Origin of the sequence: Burkholderia sp. ABCPW 14 (assembly GCF_001523835.1) — a bacterium.
Lineage (GTDB): Bacteria > Pseudomonadota > Gammaproteobacteria > Burkholderiales > Burkholderiaceae > Burkholderia > Burkholderia mayonis.
On the sequence record NZ_LOVS01000135.1, the window covers coordinates 1 to 18,081 of the forward strand.

Here is an 18,081-nt window from a genome sequence, read left to right on the forward strand (position 1 = left end):
GGATCGCGTTGAGCACTTGCAGGTTCGGCAGGCTCACATTGCCTCGCTGTCGCGGCAGGCAATGTTCGATCTGTTTGAATTGGGCTTCGGAGATTTCCATCCCCGAAGCATAACCTTAAATCAATGTAGTGTGAACACGCCCTAGGCGCGCGCCGGCGCGCTTCTGCCGATCCGCGCGTACCCGCCCTCGCCGGGCGAGAACGAGTCGCTGCGCGCGACGGGCCACCACGTCTCGTACAGCGAGAAGCCGCAATGGTCGCCGTTCAGCAGCGCACCCGGCTCCAGATACTTGAGCAACTGCGACATCAGCCGCACTTCGTGCGGCGCGACGCGCTGCACGATGTGATGCGCGCGCAGCTCGGACGGATGCGACAGCCCCGCCGCCTGCACGAGCTCCTGCAGCGCGTGCAGCGTGTTGCGATGGAAGCCGTGGACGCGCTCCGCCTTGTCCGGCACGACGAGCGCGCGCTGGCGCACCGGGTCCTGCGTCGCGACGCCCGTCGGGCAGCGGTCCGTATGGCAGTGCTGCGCCTGGATGCAGCCGACCGCGAACATGAAGCCGCGCGCCGAGTTCACCCAGTCCGCGCCGATCGCGAGCGTGCGCGCGATGTCGAACGCGGTGATGATCTTGCCGCTCGCGCCGAGCTTCACCTGCTCGCGCAGCCCGATCCCGACGAGCGTGTTGTGCACGAGGAGGAGCCCTTCCTGCAGCGGCACGCCGACATGATCGGTGAATTCGAGAGGCGCCGCGCCGGTGCCGCCTTCCGCGCCGTCGACGACGATGAAGTCCGGCACGATGCCTGTCTCGAGCATCGCCTTCGCGATCCCGAAGAATTCCCACGGATGGCCGACGCACAGCTTGAAGCCCGTCGGCTTGCCGCCCGACAGCTCGCGCAGCCGTTCGACGAACTCGAGCAGCCCGCGCGGCGTCGAGAACGCCGAATGCGCGGCGGGCGACACGCAATCCTTGCCCATCGGCACGCCGCGCGTCTCGGCGATCTCGGGCGTGATCTTCGCGGCGGGCAGCACGCCGCCGTGGCCGGGCTTCGCGCCCTGCGACAGCTTCACCTCGATCATCTTCACCTGCGGGTCGCGCGCCTGCTTCTCGAACTTGTCCGGATCGAACGAGCCGTCGTCGCGGCGGCAGCCGAAGTAGCCGGAGCCGATCTCCCAGATGATGTCGCCGCCGTGCTCGCGGTGATATTTCGACAGCGAGCCTTCGCCCGTGTCGTGCGCGAAGCCGCCTTTCTTCGCGCCCAGGTTCAGCGCGCGGATCGCATTCGCCGACAGCGCGCCGAAGCTCATCGCCGAAATGTTGAAGATCGAGATGTCGTACGGCGCTTGGCGCATCGCGCCGACGCGGACCCGGAAATCGTGGCCGGCCAGCTTCGTCGGCGCGAGCGAATGGCTGATCCATTCGTGCGCGACGGCCTTCACGTCGAGCTCGGTGCCGTACGGCCGGTTGTCGGCGACGCTCTTCGCGCGCTGGTAGACGAGGCTGCGCTGCGCGCGCGAGAACGGCTTTTCGTCGGTGTCGTTTTCGACGAAGTACTGGCGGATTTCAGGACGGATGAATTCGAACAGGAAGCGCAGATGCCCCCAGAGCGGGTAGTTGCGCAGGATCGCGTGGCGGTCCTGCTTCAGGTCGTACAGGCCGAGCGCGACGAGCGCGGCGACGGGCGCGATCCATAGCCAAGAGATCGTATGCCGGGCCGCGAGCACGGCGACGGCCGCGAAGAGGGCGACCGCGCACCACATCGCGAGATAGCGTCGAGAAAGCATGGGGACTCCATATCGTTTTTCGGATGCCGCCATGCGTCGACGAACGGCACGGCGGCGGGCGCGGACGCGGCCATGCCGGCGCGCCGCCCGTCGCGTGCCGCAAGTCTAAACCGATCGGGGTTCAGCGCGCTTCGGCGAGCGCGGGCGCGCCGCCCGCGTGCGCGGCGTCGGGGCATCCCGTTGCCGCGGATTCGATGATGCCGCCGCCGAGGCACACGTCGCCGTCGTACAGCACCGCCGACTGGCCGGGCGTGACCGCCCATTGCGGCTCGTCGAACGTCAGCGAGAAGCGCTCGCCGCTTGCGCCGGCTGCAACGCCGCTCGCCGCGCCGCCGCCCGACGCGGCTAGGCCTGACGCGGCGCGGCCCGACGCGGCGCGGCCTGGCGCGGCCCGGCCTGACGCGGCCCGGCCGAAAATACTAGCCGCGTCGGCCTGCCGATAGCGGGTCTTCGCACCGCACGCGAAGCCGTCGATGGGCGGCTCGCCCGCGACCCAGCTGACGTTGCCCGCGACGAGCTCGCGCGACAGCAGCCACGGATGATCGTGGCCCTGCACGACGTAGAGCGTGTTCGACGCAATGTCCTTCGCCGCGACGAACCACGGCTCGCCGCTGCCGTCCTTGCTGCCGCCGAGCCCGATGCCCTTCCTCTGGCCGAACGTGTAGAACGCGAGGCCGATGTGCTCGCCGACCGTCTTGCCGTCGGGCGTCTTCATCGGGCCGGGCTTCGTCGGCAGATAGCGGTTCAGGAAATCGCGGAACGGGCGCTCGCCGATGAAGCAGATGCCCGTCGAATCCTTCTTCTTAGCGTTCGGCAGCCCGATCTGCTCGGCGATCTCGCGCACCTTCGTCTTCGGGATTTCGCCGAGCGGGAACAGCGTCTTCGACAACTGCGCCTGATTGAGGCGATGCAGGAAGTACGACTGGTCTTTCGTATGATCGAACGCCTTCAGGAGCTCGAAGCGGCCGTCGCGCTCGCGCACGCGCGCGTAGTGGCCGGTCGCGATCGTTTGGGCGCCGAGCGACATCGCGTGATCGAGGAACGCCTTGAACTTGATCTCCGCGTTGCACAGCACGTCCGGATTCGGCGTGCGGCCCGCCGAGTATTCGCGCAGGAATTCGGCGAACACGCGGTCCTTGTATTCGGCCGCGAAGTTCACCGCCTCGACGTCGATGCCGATCAGGTCCGCGACCGACACGACGTCGATCCAGTCCTGCCGCGTCGAGCAGTATTCGCCGTCGTCGTCGTCTTCCCAGTTCTTCATGAAGAGGCCGACGACGTCGTAGCCCTGTTCCTTCAGCAGCCATGCGGTGACCGACGAATCGACGCCGCCCGACATGCCCACCACGACTCGACGCTTCGTCATTTGCCCACCGCCTGATGATCCGGGGCCGCGCGATACGGCGCGACCGAATGCGTATGCACGAAATCGAGCGGCACGCGGCGGCCGGCGAGGTAGTCGTCGACGCAGCGCATCACCGCGGGCGACCGGTGGCGATCCTCGCAGGCGCGCAGCTCGTCGGCCGTCATCCACAGCGTGCGGACGATGCCGTCGTCGAGCGTGTGATTGGCGAGCGCGTCGCCCGCGCGGCCGCAGAACGTGAAGCGCAGGTAGGTCGCGCCGGCGCTCGCCGGGCGCGCGTAGTGCGCAAGATACACGCCGACGAGCGCGTCCGGCTCGAACGGATGCGCGGTTTCCTCGAGCGTCTCGCGGATCACCGCTTCGACGAGGGTCTCGCCGGCTTCGAGGTGGCCCGCCGGCTGATTGATGCGCAGGCCGGACGACGTATGTTCTTCGATCACGAGAAAGCGCCCGTCGCGTTCGACAATCGAGGCGACCGTCACGTGCGGGGTCCAGATTTCGGGTTTCATAGCCGCGCATTTTACCGGTTGCGCCGCGCCGCTGCCGGATTCGCGTATAGCGCGGTTCCGACCCCGACGCAACTCCGGGCGTTGCCCACGTGCACACGCGTGTCGACCGGGAAGGGGTCGCATTGCTGATTCGTCGCCGCTTTCGGTTAAAGTGGCGCCTGAAACAGCCGTTGCCTTCGAGCCGGTATGTCAGTCGTCCGGCTCGCCGTCGCAGTAGAACAAACGAAGAGGAGGATCGACGATGCATATCGGAGTGCCTGCCGAAACGCGGGCGAATGAGGCGCGCGTGGCGGCGACGCCGGAGACGGTCAAGAAATACGCGGCGGCCGGCCACCGCGTGACGGTGGAGCGCGGCGCAGGCGTGGCCGCGAGCTTTCCGGACGACGCGTACGCGGCCGCCGGCGCCGAGCTGACCGATGCGGCCACCGCGTTCGGCGCGGACATCGTGCTGAAGGTGCAGGCGCCCACCGATGCGGAGGCCGCGCAGTTCAAGCGCGGCGCGACGCTCGTCGGGATGCTCGAGCCGTTCAACGCCGAGCAGGCGGCGCGTCTGGCGGCGGCGGGCGTCGCGGGCTTCGCGCTCGAAGCCGCGCCGCGTACGACGCGCGCGCAGAGCCTCGACGTGCTGTCGTCGCAGGCGAACATCGCCGGCTACAAGGCGGTGCTCGTCGCCGCGGCGCTGTATCCGCGCTTCTTTCCGATGCTGATGACGGCCGCGGGCACCGTCAAGGCCGCGCGCGTGCTGATCCTTGGCGCGGGCGTCGCGGGGCTGCAGGCGATCGCGACCGCGAAGCGCCTCGGCGCCGTCATCGAAGCGTCCGACGTGCGTCCCGCGGTGAAGGAGCAGATCGAATCGCTCGGCGCGAAATTCCTCGACGTTCCTTACGAAACGCAAGAAGAGCGCGACGCGGCCGAGGGCGTCGGCGGTTACGCGCGGCCGATGCCGGCGTCGTGGCTGGGGCGTCAGGCGGCGCTCGTGCACGAGCGCGCGAAGCAGGCCGACATCGTCATCACGACCGCGCTGATTCCGGGCCGTCCCGCGCCGACGCTGATCTCCGTCGAGACCGTGCAGTCGATGAAGCCGGGCTCGGTGCTCGTCGATCTCGCGGCGGGCCGCGGCCCCGAATTCGACGGCCGCAAGAGCGGCAACTGCCCGCTCACCGTCGCCGACCAGGTGATCGTCCATCGAGGCGTGACGATCGCCGGCTACACGAACCTGGCCGCGATGGTGCCCGCGGACGCGTCGTCGCTCTACGCGCGCAATCTGTTCGACTTCCTGAAGCTGATCGTCACGAAGGAAGGCGCGCTCAACATCGATCTTTCGGACGACATCGTCGCCGCGACGCTTCTGTGTCGCGACGGCGAGGTCACGCGCAAATAACGGGAGGCGGGATGGAGATCATCAATCACACGGTCATCAACGTGATCATCTTCGTGCTGGCGGTGTACGTCGGCTACCACGTAGTCTGGAACGTGACGCCCGCGCTGCACACGCCGCTGATGGCGGTGACGAACGCGATCTCGGCGATCGTGATCGTCGGCGCGATGCTCGCGGCCGCACTGACGCTGGGCGGCGTCGGCAAGTTCTTCGGCACGCTCGCCGTCGCGCTCGCGGCCGTCAACGTGTTCGGCGGCTTTCTCGTGACGAGGCGCATGCTCGAGATGTTCAAGAAGAAAGAGCCGAAGCAGGCGAACGGCAAGGCGAAGGAGGGCGCGCGATGAGCATGAACGTCGTCACGCTGCTGTACCTCGTTGCGTCGGTGTGCTTCATCCAGGCGCTGAAGGGCCTGTCGAATCCGAAGAGCGCTAGACGAGGCAATCTATTCGGAATGGTCGGGATGGCGATCGCGATCCTGACGACCGTCGCGCTGATCGTCAAGCAGGCCGCCTGGCTCGGCGCGAACCTGCCGCTCGGCCTCGGGCTCGTGTTCGGCGCGCTCGTGATCGGCGGCGCGGTCGGTGCGGTGATCGCCGCGCGCGTCGAGATGACGAAGATGCCGGAGCTCGTCGCGGCGATGCACTCGCTGATCGGTCTCGCGGCCGTGTGCATCGCGGTCGCGGTCGTGGCCGAGCCGGAGGCGTTCGGGCTCGTGCCGCAGGATGCGGCGTCGCCGAACTTCATTCCGTTCGGCAACCGGATCGAGCTCTTCATCGGCACGTTCGTCGGCGCGATCACGTTCTCCGGCTCGGTGATCGCGTTCGGCAAGCTGTCGGGCAAGTACAAGTTCCGGCTCTTTCAGGGCGCGCCCGTCGTCTATCCGGGGCAGCATCTGATCAACCTGATGCTCGCGCTCGGCATGCTCGGCTTCGGCATCCTGTTCTTCGTGACGCAGTCGTGGCTGCCGTTCGGGATCATGACGGCGATCGCGTTCGCGCTGGGCGTGCTGATCATCATCCCGATCGGCGGCGCGGACATGCCGGTCGTCGTGTCGATGCTGAACTCGTATTCGGGCTGGGCGGCGGCGGGCATCGGCTTTTCGCTGAACAACGCGATGCTGATCATCGCGGGCTCCCTGGTCGGCTCGTCGGGCGCGATCCTGTCGTACATCATGTGCCACGCGATGAACCGCTCGTTCTTCAACGTGCTGCTGGGCGGCTTCGGCGCCGAGCCGGGCACGGCGGCGAGCGGCGGCTCGCAGGAGCAGCGGCCGGTGAAGTCGGGTTCCGCGGAAGACGCGTCGTTCATGCTCGGCAACGCCGAAACGGTCGTGATCGTGCCGGGCTACGGGCTTGCCGTCGCGCGTGCGCAGCATGCGCTGAAGGAGTTGACCGACAAGCTCGTCGAGAAGGGCATCGACGTGCGCTATGCGATCCATCCGGTCGCGGGGCGGATGCCGGGCCACATGAACGTGCTGCTCGCGGAGGCGGAAGTGCCGTACGAGATCGTCCACGAGATGGAGGACATCAACGGCGAGTTCGGGCAGGTCGACGTGGTGCTCGTGCTCGGCGCGAACGACGTGGTGAATCCGGCCGCGAAGAACGATCCGAAGTCGCCGATCGCGGGGATGCCGATCATCGAGGCGTACAAGGCGCGCACCGTGATCGTCAACAAGCGGTCGATGGCGGCGGGCTACGCGGGCCTCGACAACGAGCTTTTCTACATGGACAAGACGATGATGGTCTTCGGCGATGCGAAGAAGGTCATCGAGGACATGGTGAAGTCGGTCGAGTAGGCGATGCGCGGGCGCGCCGGCGTCGGCCGGGGCGCTCGCCGTTCGCGTACAGGGCGCCGAAACGATGCGCGGTCCGCGGGGCGGCGCATCGTTTCGGCGCTTTTCTTTTTGTCGGCGGCCGACGCATGTTCGTCGCGGATCGCTGCGTGCGATTCGAGCGATTCGATGCCGCCACGGACCGTTCGGGCTGCGTTCGCGTGACGATCGCTCGCGCGCTTGCCGTCGCGCCGCGCTTCAACGCACGGGCGCGTTCGCCTTGCGCAGATAGTCGGCGAGCCGCTTGCCCGCCTCATCCGGAAACGGCGCGTGCACCGCGACTGCGTTCATTCGCGCGATGTCGAACGTGCGGAAGTCTTCGCGCAGCTCGCACCACGCGCCGATCGTCCAGCGCCCGCCCCAGTAGACGAGCCCGAGCGGCCACACGCGGCGCGTCGTCTGCGCGCCGAGCCGGTCGCGGTACGCGAAGCTCACGATGCGGCGGCCGTCGACCGCTTCGTGCAGCGCATCCACTTTCTCCGAGAACGCGCGATCGATGTGAAACGACGGCGCGAATACCGCGAGCCGGTCGAGCGTCGCGCGCTTGTCGGCGGGCATCGCCGACGCGATCTTCGCGAGCGCCGAACGCGCGCCGCCCCACGTCTCGAGCATCCGCGCGCCCGCCGCGAGCGCGGCCAGTTCCTCCGCGGTGAACGTGAGCGGCGGCAGGCTCGCCGCGCGGTTCAGGCGGTAGCCGATCCCGGCTTCTCCTTCGATCGGCACGCCCGACAGCTGCAGGTCGCGCACGTCGCGGTACACGGTGCGCGGCGATACCGACAGCCAGTCGGCGAGTTGCTGCGCGGTCGTCAGGCGGCGGCCGCGCAGCAATTCGGCGATCTGGAACAGGCGGTCGGCGCGACGCGTCATCGCGGGGCTCCGAGAGTGGGGACGGGATTGGGAATGCCGCGATGATAGCGCCGCGCGCGACAGTGGGCACGCGCGGTTTTCGTAGTCGGCTCAGCCCGCGCGATTGCGGTCGCGCACGGTTGCACGCGCGCGGATGCTGTCTCAGCTATTGCCGCCGCCGTCTTCGCTACTGCCGCCTCCGCTACTGCCGCCGCTCGCGGCGCGGGCAGATGCGCGGCCGCGGCAATCGTCGTCGCCGCGTACGCGTCGGCGTGGCGCGTCACGGTTCGCGCGGCGGCCGTTGCGCCGGCACGCGCGAGCATGCGTTCCCGCGTCGCCGCGCTCAGCTGCATTTGAGCGAGTGCAGGCCGACGCGATTGCCCTCGGTGTCGACGAGATAGCCGATGTAGCCGTAGCTGTTCGGCAACTCGATCACCGAGCCCTGCACGATGCCGCCCGCGCGCTTCGCGCGCTCGAGCGCGGCCGTCACCGGGCCGTTCGCGTTCAGGTAGACGACGGCGCCGTCCGGGCCCGGCTTCAGCCGCTGCGGATCGTAGACGACCGCGCCGCCTGTGGCCGCCTCCGGATGCACGAAGACCGCGGTCGGCACCCCGCCGATCACTTCTCGCTGCAACGCCGTTTGCAGCACGGCTTCGTAGAAGCGGATCGCGCGATCGAAATCGATTGACGGAATGTCGAACCAGGCGATCACGCTTTCGCTGTTTGCGGCAGTCATTGCAAGCTCCTTGTACGTTGATATGCGGGGGAAACCGTCCCGGAAACCCGCGTCGCAGTGCGACGGCATCGCAGTGTGCGCGGGGCCTGCTGACAACGTATTGTCAGCAGCGTAACGGCGCTTGACGTGCAATCTCGAGGTTGCACAATGAAGCGATACCGACCGATATCCGATGGACCTCGTATTCAAAGCGCTCATGGATGCGACGCGCCGCCGCCGGCTCGATTTGCTGCACGCGCGCAATGGCGAGACGCTGTCCGAGCTCGGTGAAGGACTCGCGACGAGCCGCCGAGCGGTCAGCAAGCATCCGGCGCGCCTCGAGGACGCGAATCTCGTCGCGACCGTGCGGCGCGGCCGCGAGAAATCGCACTGCCTGAACCCCGTGCCGATCCACGAGATCGCCGAGCGCCGGATCGGCACGTTCGAGCGTCGCCGCCTGCAGGCGCTCGCCGAACTGAAACGCGGACTCGAAGCGGCCCACACCGATGGAGACGACGATGGCTGACCCCGCTTATGTGTACGTGACGTACATCGCATCGACGCCCGAGCGCGTGTTCGATGCGCTCACCGACGCGGAACTGACGAAGGAGTACTGGTGCCGGCACCGCAACGCGTCGCCGGACTGGAAGCCCGGCTCGCGCTGGGAGCATCAGGATTACGACGATCCGCACACGATCGATCTCGTCGGCGACGTGATCGAGAACGATCCGCCGAACCGGCTCGTGATCTCGTGGCGGTTTCCGACCGGCAGCGAAGACACGCGCGTGACGTTCGCCGTCGAGCCGTTCATGGACGACGCGGTGCGGCTGACCGTGACGCACGCGAATCTCGTGCCGGATTCGGACATGGATCGCGGGATCCGGATGGGGTGGCCCGTCGTGCTGTCGAGCCTGAAGACGCTGCTCGAGACGGGGCGACCGCTCGCGATGACGGCGCGCCGCTGGCACGGCGACGGCGCAGAGAAGAAGTGAGGATCGCGCGCCGCGCCGACATGCGCGGCGGCCAAGGCGTAAGAGTGGCCGGGGCTCGCGCGTGACTGCCGATGCGGGCCGCGCCGGTGCGCGTGCCGACGCGTCGTGCTCCACGACCCGACGCGCGGCGCAGGCGAGCGCGCCGGCGGTGCCGAAGCGGCGCTTGCACTGCGCGGCGAGCGCGCCGCGCGTTATTCGCGGTCGGCCGTCGCCGGGCGCTGCCGCACGCTGCCCGCGATCAGATCGAAGCGGAACAGCCGGCATTCGAGCGCGCCGTTAAAGAGCGGCGTCTTCGCCGATTCGCGCAGCCGGAGCTGGCCCGGCAGCGTGCGGTCCGAACTCAGCATGAATGCCTGCCAGCCGGTGAAGCGCTGCTTGAGCGCGTCGCCGACCGCGCGGAAGAACTCGCCGTCGGGCGCGTCGGTGTGCGTGCGGCGGAACGCGTCGTCGCCGCCGCGGCTTTTGCCCGTCTCGCGCACGTCGCCGCGCGGGCCGCGGCCGCGCACCTCGATCCGCTCGCCGTACGGCGGATTCGTGACGATCACGCCGGGCGTCGCGACGGGCGGCGTCATGTTGCGCGCATCGAGCTGCTTCAGCCAGAGCGGCGGCACGCCCGCGCGCTCGAGGTTCGCGCGCGTCTTATCGAGCATGTCGCCGGAAATGTCGCTGCCGAAGATCAGCAGATCGCCGCGCTTGCCGCGCGCCGCGCGCTTCGTGTCCATCGCGGCGACTTTCAGCGCCTGCCACGCGGTGATGTCGTACTGCTTCAGCTTCTCGAAGCCGAAGCGGCGCTCGATGCCTGGCGCTACGCCGAGCGCGATCTGCGCGGCTTCCGCGACGAACGTGCCGCTGCCGCACATCGGATCGTAGAGCGGCGTGCCGGCCGTCCATCCGGTCAGGCGCAGGATGCCCGCCGCGAGGTTCTCGCGCAGCGGCGCGGCGCCCTTGTCGAGGCGCCAGCCGCGCTTGAAGAGCGGCTCGCCGGACGTGTCGAGATAGAGCGTGCAGTCGCCCGCCGTCAGGAACGCGAACACGCGGACGTCCGGCTGCGCGGTGTCGATGCTCGGACGCGCGCCCGTCTTGTCGCGCAGGCGGTCGCAGATCGCGTCCTTCACGCGCAGCGTCGCGAATTCGAGGCTCTTCAGCGGCGACTTGATCGCGGTGATGTCGACGCGCAATGTCTGCGTCGCCGCGAACCAGCGCTCCCACGGCTGTTCGAGCGCGAGCGCGTAGACGTCCTGCTCGTTGCGGTACGGCCGGTGCGCGATCTTCAGCAGCACGCGGCTCGCGATCCGCGAATGCAGGTTGGCCGCCATGCCGGCCGCCCAGTCGCCGCGGAAATGCACGCCGCCCGGCACCTGCGCGCCCGCGTCGTACGGGGCGATCGCGTGGCGTGCAGCGATTTCCGCGAGCTCGGCGGCGAGCGCGGCTTCGAGCCCGCGCGGGCAGGGAGCGAAGAAGTCGAATAGGGTCGGCGAGGACATAAGGCGGGCGGATACGTGCAAAAGTACGCCATTGTACGCGGGGTGGGCGTGCTCGCCGCTTCGGGCCGCGCGGCGGCGGTTCGTGTCGCCGGTGCCGGTGTCGGTGTCGATGTCGATGTCGATGTCGATGTCGCGGCGTGTCGTCGTGCGTCGGACGGCTGTCGCGACGGCGACGGCTCGGTTCGGCCCGGCCCGGCCCGGCCCGGCCCGGCCCGGTTCGGCTTGGTTCGGCTTGGTTCGGTGCGGCTTGGTTCGGTTCGGCTTCGTCGCGCGCCGGCAGGCTGCCGTGCCGCCTGGCGACGCGTTGCCGCTGGCCGTCCGTCAGTGCCGTCGCATCGTCGTGCGGCTGCCCGCCGGGCGGCCCTGCGGCATCGGTGCCCGCCCGCCGGCGCTGCCGCCGCACTCAATGCGCGCGCGATTCGCTCGCCGCGCCGCTGTTGCGCGGCGGCCAGACAAGGCTGACCGGACGCGCGAGCACCGCGCGGCCGATCGCGGCGACGAGCGCGCGCACCTTGGTCGGCCTGAGGCTCCGGGAGCGCACCGCCATCGTGAACGCGAGCGCGAAGCTCACCGCGACGTTCAGGATCGCCATGCTGAAGACGCCCGCGACCGCCCACCACAGCTCGGCCGAGTGCAGCGTTTCCTTGCCGAGCACGCCGAGCGCGACGCCGATCGAGCCGGCGGACAGCGTCACGTGCCGCACCTCGAACGAGAACGCGAACGCGCCGACGATCGCCGGCACGAGGCCGAGCATCAGTCCGAGCCCGACGTTGCCGACGACGCCCGCGACGTTCGACCGGCAGAAATGCGCGAGCTTCGCCGCGCCCGCGATGCCGAGCGTGATCCGCAGGCGGCGGTTGTACGCGAGCGCGTCGCCGACGCGATGCAGCACGAACCAGTTGTCGGCCCAGCCGGCGAGGAGGCTCGACGCCCACAGCAGCACACCCGTCAGCGCAGCATAGATCGGCGTCGGGCCGAACAGCGAGAACGATTTCAAGGTCGCGTGCGCCTTCTCGGGCGAGATCACGTTCGCGTGCAGCACGCTGCTCGCGAACATCTGCACCGCGAAGCAGACGGGCAGCACGACGAGCACGTTGCCGCAGATCGCGGCCGCCTGCGTGCGGATCAGCGCGATCACCGACGACACGAACTGCTTCACGCCTTCGTCGTGGCCGGTGCCGTCGAGTTCGCGCGCGATCGTCGGCGCGGTCATCGCGGGCTGCTTCGTCGCGAGCGTGTAGTGCAGGAAGTGCATCAGCATGAAGCTCGCCGCGTAGTTGATGCCGGCGAGCAGTCCTTCGAGCATCGACTGCAGATGCATGCCCGTGATTCCGAACTTGATGCAGACGGTCGCGACCGTCACGAGACCGCCGCCCGCCGCCATCCGCAGCATCTTCAGATACTCGGCGCGGCCGCGCGAGATGTAGTGCTCGCCCGTGTCGGCGTTCGTCTCGACGAGCTTGCGCGCGAAGAGGGCGAAGTTGCTGCGCACGAGGTGCGACACGCTCTGGCTGTTCTGGTTCGCGTCGACGAGCTCGGCCGTCAGGTGCGCGAGCCCGCGCAGGTCGTCGCGCGTCATCCACGCGTTCAGGAGCGTCTCCGCGCGCAGGATGCGCATGCGCATCCGCTCGACCTGGAACACGATGTCGACCGATACGCCGTTGCGGTACAGATGCGAGAACACGTCGTCGATGGACACGCGGCACTCGTCGAGCAGCACGCGCAGATAGTTGACTTCGTGCAGCAGCTTGCTCGGATCGCCGCCGTCGTCGAGCGCCGCGTGTGCGGTCTCGACGGCGAGCATCGCGCGCGTCAGCCGATAGAAAGGCTGCGCTTCGAGCGGCGTGCGCGCGTCCTCGTCCGACAGGCGGCTTCGCACCGTCTGCGACAGGCCCGTCGAGCTGATCTGGCAGGTGAGGTTGTGCAGCGCGGCGAGCAGGTCGCGCGAGAACGAGCCGGGCTGGTGGCGCTCTTTTTCCGTCACGTCGAATGCGAACAGATCTGCGAGCCGCGCGAGCAGGTCGTCGGGCAGCGCGTCGATCCACTGCGCGTGGGCTGTCGACGGGAACATCAGCGTGAAGAGCGCGGCGAGCTCGCGGCGGTTCGGCGCGGGCGGGATCAGCGACGAGTCGATCCGCTCGACGAGCGCGCCGAAGAAGCCCGAATGCACGGGCATCCCGGCGTCGCACAGCAGCGAGATGCCGTCGCTCTCGCGCAGCACGCCGCGCAGCAGGCGCGCGACGTTCGTCCTCCATTCGGGATTGCGGTCGAGCACGTGGAACACGTAGCGCAGCCGCGCGTGCGCGGTGAACGTGCGTTCGCCGGACTCGGCCTGCGCGGGCGCGGCGGCCAGCATCGCGCCGTCGCGCCGCAGCCAGTGCGCGAGCTCGATCAGCCATTCGGCGCGTTCCGCATACGGCGCGTCGGCGTTCGCTGTCGCGAGGAGCGCGTCCAGCTGGTGACTCGCGCTGCGCGACGCGCGCCACTTCTTGATCAGGGTCGTCAGGGATTCGAACATAAACGGGATATCGGGCGCCCCGAAGGGCTGGGTTCTGTCGGGATGCTGCGCAAACCGGCGGCGCGCGCGGCGGTTCGGTCGGTCATGCAATCGTTCTGGCGTTCGTCGCATGCGCGGCGCCGCGGTTCGCGGCGCGATGACGGACCGGCACGGTCCGGGGCGACGGCGGGGTGGCGCAGCACGGCGCGCTGGCCCCCGGCTCGCCGGAAGGTGCGTAGGATCGTCAATCGACACGAAAAACGCAAGGCGACCGTCGGCGGCGCTGTCGGTTCCTTGCGCGAATCGACAAACAGTGTCAAACGGTCGGCGGCTCGGCTCGGCGGGCGGGCGGCGGCGTCGGGCGGGCGGTGGGCGGTCATCGGCGCGGGCGCGTCACGGCCGGTTCCGCGATCGCGTCGTCTGGGCTGAGCATGCGCGTCGCGCCGCGGTCATCGGTCGCGGCGGCCGAACCAGGCTTGTCGATCGAGGCGTCCGCGCCGGCTGACTCGGCTGACTCGGCTGACTCGGCTGACTCGGCTGACTCGGCTGACTCGGCTGACTCGGCTGACTCGGCTGACTCGGCTGACTCGGCTGACTCGAGTCGAGTTGGCAAAGGCGGTCGAGTTCCCCGGTCGAGCCGATTGTTGCGACGAATGCGGACGCATCGGTCGCCGGGGCCGGCTCAACTCGCGGAGCGCACGCCTCACGGCCCTCGCGCCTTGCGAACCTCACGTCGCGCAGATCTCGCGCCTCACAGACCTCGCGCTTTGCGAATCCCACATCTCACGAATCTCACCCCTCGCCGACCTCGCGCCCCACGGTCCTCCGCACGCCACATACGTCACGGCGCGTCGTCGACACGCTGCGTGTCCGCCGCGGACGGACTCGCCGGGCAGCGGACGACCGGCGTCGCGAGCGACGACGCGTCGTTGGCCGCCGCATCCTTTGTCGCAGCCGCGGCCTTCTTTGCCGCCGCGCCGTTCATCGCAGCCCGCGCCGCGACGGGCGCGCGCGCGGTCGCCATCGCGCGCACGCCGGCCGCGATCCGGTCGGCGAGCTCGCCGATCGCCTGCCGGTGGCCCGCGACGAGCGCGTCGTAGCCCGGCTGCACCGGCTCGACGACGTCCGTGCGGCAGGTCATCACCGCCTGGCTCGGCAGCGCGCGCACGCTCCAGACGGCGGCGAGCGCCGCGTGCTTGCCGGGCCACGACTCGAAGCGCTGGACGTTCACGCTGACCCGATAGACGGGCACGTCCGCCGGATACGCGGCGTCGGCGACGTCGATCGTGTCGAGCCGCCGCGTGAGCGCCGACGACAACGCGCGGCGAATCTCGTCGGCGGGCGGCGACGCCCAGCGCTCTTCTTCGAGCACGTCGACCTGCGCGGCGTTCTTCTGGACGACCAGCTGATTCTTCGCGACCTGCTCCGGCACGCCGATGGACGGCACCTGGATCAGGAACGCGGGATTGGCGCTCGCGTTTTGCGCTGTGGCGGCCGTCGCGGTCGCGGCGTCGAGCGTGTAGAAGCGCGCGGGCGGCGACGACGAGCACGCCGCGAGCGTGGCCGCCGCCGCGGCGGCGAGCGCGGCGCGCGCGAGGCGCGCCGGCCGGAGCGAGCGTGCGGTCATTTCTGATCTCCTGGTTTGCCTTTCAGCAGCGATTCGGGATGCCGCTCGAGATAGTCGGCGAGCGCGTTCAGCGATTGCAGCGTGCGCGTCAGCTCCTTCAGCGCGCCGCGCACGTCCGATTGCAGCGGCGAATCCTGCTGCAGCGTCGCTTCCGCGGTCGTGAACGTCTGCTTCGCCGCGGACAGCGTGTCGCGCGCCTCGGGCGCGACCTCGGTGTCGAGCCGCTTGAACAGCTTGTCCGCGTTCGCGAGCGCGCTGTTCAGGTTCGTGCCGATCTGGTCGAACGGCACCTTGTCGAGCTTCTTCGCGATGTCGGCGACCTGCAGCTGCAGTTCGTCGAGCGTATTCGGCACGGTCGGCAGCTCGACCGGCTCGCGGTCGAGGTTGATCTTCACGGGCGGCGCCTTCGGGAAGAAGTCGAGCGCGACGTAGAGCTGGCTCGTCAGCAGGTTGCCCGTGCGAAGCTGGCCGCGCAGCCCATGCTGGACGAGCCGCGACAGCACGTCGCGCCGCGCCGCGGAGCCCTTGTCCTGCGCCGCCTCGCGGAACTTCCGGCCGAGCCGGTCGGGGTAGACGTTCATCGTCACCGGCATCGTGAAGGTCTTCGTCTTCGGGTCGTAGTCGATGCCGATGTTCGTCACCTGGCCGAGCACGATGCCGCGGAAGTCGATGGGCGCGCCGATGGACAGCCCGCGCAGCGACTGGTTGAAGTTCATCACGACCTGCACCGGCTCGCCGTCCGGCTCGCGCATCGCATCGCCTTCGTCGGCGCCGAGCCTGAACGTCATGTTGTTCGGCGCGGGCGGGCCGGCCGACTGGTTCGGCGGCGACTGGAACGCGATGCCGCCGAGGATTACGGTCGCGAGCGACTGCGTGTTCAGCTTGAAGCCGCTCGAATCGAGCCGCAGATCGACGCCGCTCGCCTGCCACCAGCGCGAATTGAGTCCGACGTACTGATCGTACGGCGCATTGACGAACACCCGGAACGTGACGCCCGTGCCGTCCTTGTCGAGCGAGAAGCCGACGACCTGCCCGACCGGCACGCGCCGGTAGTAGATCGGCGAGCCGATGTCGATCGAGCCGAGCGAATCGCCGCGCAGCACGTACTGGGTGCCTTTCTGGTCGCCCGTGACGGCGGGCGGCGTCTCGAGCCCGGTGAACGATTTCTCGGTCTCCTCCGAGCGGCCCGCGTCGACGCCGATGTACGCGCCGGACAGCAGCGTGCCGAGTCCCGACACGCCGGACGCGCCGACCCGCGGCCGCACGACCCAGAAGCGCGAGCCCTTCACGGCGAAGTCCTCGGCTTCCTTCTTCAGTTGCACGTCGACGAGCACGTGCGACAGATCCTTCGACAGCGTGATCGTCTTGACCATGCCGATCTCGACGTCCTTGTACTTGACCTGCGTCTTGCCGGGCTCGAGGCCCTCGGCGCTCTTGAAGCTGATCGTGATCTCCGGCCCGCGCTGGAGCACCGACTTGACGACGAGCCCGATGCCGATCAGCGCGGCGACGAGCGGCACGAGCCACACGAGCGACGGCAGCCAGCCGGAGCGCCGCGTGATCACGGGGTCGGGGAGTATCGGCGGTTCGCCGCCGGGGGGGGACGGAGGGGCCGCGTTCGGGTCGTGCTGCGGGCCTTGCGGTCTATTCATGAGGATTCCCTGAGTTTTCTACGTTGTCCCAGATGAGGCGCGGGTCGAACTGCATCGACGCGAGCATCGTCAGGATCACGACCGAGCCGAACGCGAGCGCGCCGGGGCCCGCCGTGATCACCGCGAGCGAGCGGAAATGGACGAGCGCGACCGTCAGCGTGACGACGAAGATGTCGAGCATCGACCAGCGGCCGATCCGCTCGACGATCCGGTACAGCCGGATGCGCTCGTGCGGGCGCCACGCGGAGCGGCGTTGCGCGGTGACGACGAGGATCGTGAGCACGCCGAGCTTCAGCATCGGCACGAGAATGCTTGCGACGAACACGACGACGGCGAGCGGCCATTCGCCCGACGTCCAGAAATAGACGACGCCGCTCATGATCGTGTCCTCCTGCGAGCCGACGATCGACGCCGTGCGCATGATCGGCAGGAGGTTCGCCGGGATGTACAGGATCGCGGCGGCGAGCAGGAGCGCCAAGGTGCGCGCGATGCTGTCCGGCGTGCGCAGGTGCAGCGCGGCGCCGCAGCGCGCGCAGTGCTCGGGCTTCTCGTGCGAGCTGAGCGAGTCCGGCGACGGGCGCGTGAGCTTCTGCACGTGGCCGCACGCGTGGCAGCTCGCCATGCCGGCGCGTGACGCAGTGACGATTTCGCTCATTGCGCCTGCGCCTCGTCGGTCGAGCCGGGCGACGCGCCGGCTGCTCGCCCGCGCAGCGAATCGGCGATGTCCCACAGCGTGCGCGGATCGAACATCACGACGACGGCGAGCATCAGCGTGAGCGCCGCGAACGCGAAGAGGGCGGCCTCCGGGATCACGCGCGCGAGGCTCACCATCTTGACGATCGTGACGAGGATGCCGAGCATGAAGACCTCGATCATCCCCCACGGGCGCACGAGCTGGATCGCGCGCAGCACGCCGTTGAAGCCGGGCGGGATCGCGCCCGCGCGCAGCGGAAAGAGCACGTAGAGAAGCGCGGCCATCTCGACGAGCGGAAAGAGGAGCGTCGAGCAGAACACCATCACGGCGACGAGCGGCATCCCCTGATTCCACATCGCCTCGAGCGCGCCGAAGAGCGTCGTCTGCACGCGCATCCCGTTCACATCCATTTCGAGGATCGGGAAGCCTTGCGCGATCAGGAAAGTGATGAGCGCGCCGAGCGTGAGCGCGCAGATGCGGTCGACCTGCGCCGAGCCGCTCCGGTAGAGCAGCGCGTCGCAGCGCGGACAGCGGGCGGTATCCTTGCCGCTAAGGCGCGGTTTGTGCAACAGTGCGTCGCATTCGTGACAGGCAATCAGGGTGTTTCGTTCCATATGGAAGGACGGTTCGCGGCATCGCAGGGACGCGTTCACAGGGCCAGAACCCGCGCCAATCTTACCAAAAGGTGATTTTTGCGGTGTCAAGTGCAGG

16 protein-coding genes are annotated in these 18,081 nt (G+C 68.9%); 5 read left to right on the top strand and 11 right to left on the bottom strand.

What is annotated here, in order from left to right; genetic code table 11:
* Nucleotides 1–141: 141 nt before the first annotated feature.
* The 3 genes from WS62_RS20685 to WS62_RS20695 all read right to left on the bottom strand — a co-directional run bounded on the left by WS62_RS20685 (nt 142) and on the right by WS62_RS20695 (nt 3,654).
* A complete protein-coding gene (locus WS62_RS20685) occupies nt 142–1,782 on the bottom strand; it encodes an FMN-binding glutamate synthase family protein (protein WP_066574632.1) in 1,641 nt (546 codons plus the stop codon).
* A gap of 121 nt (nt 1,783–1,903) precedes the next feature.
* Nucleotides 1,904–3,148, bottom strand: coding sequence for a tRNA 2-thiouridine(34) synthase MnmA (gene mnmA / locus WS62_RS20690; RefSeq protein WP_066574636.1), 1,245 nt, complete (start codon nt 3,146–3,148; stop codon nt 1,904–1,906).
* Nucleotides 3,145–3,654 carry an NUDIX hydrolase gene (locus tag WS62_RS20695; protein WP_066574639.1) on the bottom strand — a complete coding sequence of 170 codons (510 nt, stop codon included), beginning with the start codon at nt 3,652–3,654 and terminating at the stop codon, nt 3,145–3,147. Before WS62_RS20695 ends, mnmA begins: the two co-directional genes overlap by 4 nt.
* Nucleotides 3,655–3,895: 241 nt before the next feature.
* Between WS62_RS20695 and WS62_RS20700 the strand changes: the two genes are divergently transcribed.
* The 3 genes from WS62_RS20700 to WS62_RS20710 are packed head-to-tail and all read left to right on the top strand — an operon-like array spanning nt 3,896 to nt 6,827.
* Complete coding sequence (locus WS62_RS20700; protein WP_066574644.1) at nt 3,896–5,035, top strand: Re/Si-specific NAD(P)(+) transhydrogenase subunit alpha; 1,140 nt, start codon at nt 3,896–3,898, stop codon at nt 5,033–5,035.
* 11 nt (nt 5,036–5,046) lie between these two features.
* Nucleotides 5,047–5,376, top strand: a complete 330-nt coding sequence (locus tag WS62_RS20705; RefSeq protein ID WP_059470790.1) for an NAD(P) transhydrogenase subunit alpha — start codon at nt 5,047–5,049, stop codon at nt 5,374–5,376.
* Entirely contained in the window at nt 5,373–6,827 is a 1,455-nt protein-coding gene (locus WS62_RS20710; RefSeq protein WP_059470791.1) for an NAD(P)(+) transhydrogenase (Re/Si-specific) subunit beta, read from the top strand. The genes WS62_RS20705 and WS62_RS20710 overlap by 4 nt, the downstream gene beginning before the upstream one ends.
* Before the next feature lie 234 nt (nt 6,828–7,061).
* Here the strand turns inward: WS62_RS20710 and WS62_RS20720 are convergent, their stop codons facing one another.
* Entirely contained in the window at nt 7,062–7,730 is a 669-nt protein-coding gene (locus WS62_RS20720) for a helix-turn-helix transcriptional regulator (RefSeq protein WP_066574649.1), read from the bottom strand.
* A gap of 322 nt (nt 7,731–8,052) precedes the next feature.
* Nucleotides 8,053–8,445: a VOC family protein gene (locus WS62_RS20725; RefSeq protein WP_066574651.1), complete on the bottom strand. Its 393-nt coding sequence runs from the start codon at nt 8,443–8,445 to the stop codon at nt 8,053–8,055.
* A gap of 172 nt (nt 8,446–8,617) precedes the next feature.
* Here WS62_RS20725 and WS62_RS20730 point away from each other — a divergent pair, with 172 nt between their 5' ends.
* Entirely contained in the window at nt 8,618–8,950 is a 333-nt protein-coding gene (locus WS62_RS20730; RefSeq protein ID WP_066574655.1) for an ArsR/SmtB family transcription factor, read from the top strand.
* The gene (locus WS62_RS20735; RefSeq protein WP_066574852.1) at nt 8,943–9,416 is read left to right on the top strand and encodes an SRPBCC family protein; all 474 of its coding nucleotides are present in this window, start codon (nt 8,943–8,945) and stop codon (nt 9,414–9,416) included. Before WS62_RS20730 ends, WS62_RS20735 begins: the two co-directional genes overlap by 8 nt.
* Before the next feature lie 191 nt (nt 9,417–9,607).
* On the opposite strand, the gene WS62_RS20740 is transcribed toward WS62_RS20735, so the two are convergent.
* From WS62_RS20740 to WS62_RS20765, 6 genes are all read right to left on the bottom strand, one after another.
* On the bottom strand, nt 9,608–10,900 hold the full coding sequence (locus WS62_RS20740; protein WP_066574663.1) for a THUMP domain-containing class I SAM-dependent RNA methyltransferase: 1,293 nt from the start codon (nt 10,898–10,900) through the stop codon (nt 9,608–9,610).
* A gap of 403 nt (nt 10,901–11,303) precedes the next feature.
* Nucleotides 11,304–13,418, bottom strand: a complete 2,115-nt coding sequence (locus tag WS62_RS20745; protein ID WP_066574665.1) for a site-specific recombinase — start codon at nt 13,416–13,418, stop codon at nt 11,304–11,306.
* A gap of 820 nt (nt 13,419–14,238) precedes the next feature.
* Nucleotides 14,239–15,024 (bottom strand): PqiC family protein, encoded by a 786-nt coding sequence (locus WS62_RS20750; RefSeq protein ID WP_066574669.1) that lies wholly within the window; start codon nt 15,022–15,024, stop codon nt 14,239–14,241.
* Nucleotides 15,021–16,676, bottom strand: a complete 1,656-nt coding sequence (locus tag WS62_RS20755; protein WP_066574670.1) for a PqiB family protein — start codon at nt 16,674–16,676, stop codon at nt 15,021–15,023. The genes WS62_RS20750 and WS62_RS20755 overlap by 4 nt, the downstream gene beginning before the upstream one ends.
* The gene (locus WS62_RS20760) at nt 16,669–17,331 is read right to left on the bottom strand and encodes a paraquat-inducible protein A (RefSeq protein WP_066487393.1); all 663 of its coding nucleotides are present in this window, start codon (nt 17,329–17,331) and stop codon (nt 16,669–16,671) included. Before WS62_RS20760 ends, WS62_RS20755 begins: the two co-directional genes overlap by 8 nt.
* Nucleotides 17,328–17,984, bottom strand: coding sequence for a paraquat-inducible protein A (locus WS62_RS20765; RefSeq protein ID WP_066487391.1), 657 nt, complete (start codon nt 17,982–17,984; stop codon nt 17,328–17,330). Before WS62_RS20765 ends, WS62_RS20760 begins: the two co-directional genes overlap by 4 nt.
* Nucleotides 17,985–18,081: the final 97 nt, after the last annotated feature.

What these genes read in the sequence shown, in the direction of transcription:
- WS62_RS20685 (WP_066574632.1), bottom strand. Translation starts at nt 1,782, where the DNA reads ATGCTTTCTCGACGCTATCTCGCGATGTGGTGCGCGGTCGCCCTCTTC.
- mnmA (WP_066574636.1), bottom strand. Translation starts at nt 3,148, where the DNA reads ATGACGAAGCGTCGAGTCGTGGTGGGCATGTCGGGCGGCGTCGATTCG.
- WS62_RS20695 (WP_066574639.1), bottom strand. Translation starts at nt 3,654, where the DNA reads ATGAAACCCGAAATCTGGACCCCGCACGTGACGGTCGCCTCGATTGTC.
- WS62_RS20700 (WP_066574644.1), top strand. Translation starts at nt 3,896, where the DNA reads ATGCATATCGGAGTGCCTGCCGAAACGCGGGCGAATGAGGCGCGCGTG.
- WS62_RS20705 (WP_059470790.1), top strand. Translation starts at nt 5,047, where the DNA reads ATGGAGATCATCAATCACACGGTCATCAACGTGATCATCTTCGTGCTG.
- WS62_RS20710 (WP_059470791.1), top strand. Translation starts at nt 5,373, where the DNA reads ATGAGCATGAACGTCGTCACGCTGCTGTACCTCGTTGCGTCGGTGTGC.
- WS62_RS20720 (WP_066574649.1), bottom strand. Translation starts at nt 7,730, where the DNA reads ATGACGCGTCGCGCCGACCGCCTGTTCCAGATCGCCGAATTGCTGCGC.
- WS62_RS20725 (WP_066574651.1), bottom strand. Translation starts at nt 8,445, where the DNA reads ATGACTGCCGCAAACAGCGAAAGCGTGATCGCCTGGTTCGACATTCCG.
- WS62_RS20730 (WP_066574655.1), top strand. Translation starts at nt 8,618, where the DNA reads ATGGACCTCGTATTCAAAGCGCTCATGGATGCGACGCGCCGCCGCCGG.
- WS62_RS20735 (WP_066574852.1), top strand. Translation starts at nt 8,943, where the DNA reads ATGGCTGACCCCGCTTATGTGTACGTGACGTACATCGCATCGACGCCC.
- WS62_RS20740 (WP_066574663.1), bottom strand. Translation starts at nt 10,900, where the DNA reads ATGTCCTCGCCGACCCTATTCGACTTCTTCGCTCCCTGCCCGCGCGGG.
- WS62_RS20745 (WP_066574665.1), bottom strand. Translation starts at nt 13,418, where the DNA reads ATGTTCGAATCCCTGACGACCCTGATCAAGAAGTGGCGCGCGTCGCGC.
- WS62_RS20750 (WP_066574669.1), bottom strand. Translation starts at nt 15,024, where the DNA reads ATGACCGCACGCTCGCTCCGGCCGGCGCGCCTCGCGCGCGCCGCGCTC.
- WS62_RS20755 (WP_066574670.1), bottom strand. Translation starts at nt 16,676, where the DNA reads ATGAATAGACCGCAAGGCCCGCAGCACGACCCGAACGCGGCCCCTCCG.
- WS62_RS20760 (WP_066487393.1), bottom strand. Translation starts at nt 17,331, where the DNA reads ATGAGCGAAATCGTCACTGCGTCACGCGCCGGCATGGCGAGCTGCCAC.
- WS62_RS20765 (WP_066487391.1), bottom strand. Translation starts at nt 17,984, where the DNA reads ATGGAACGAAACACCCTGATTGCCTGTCACGAATGCGACGCACTGTTG.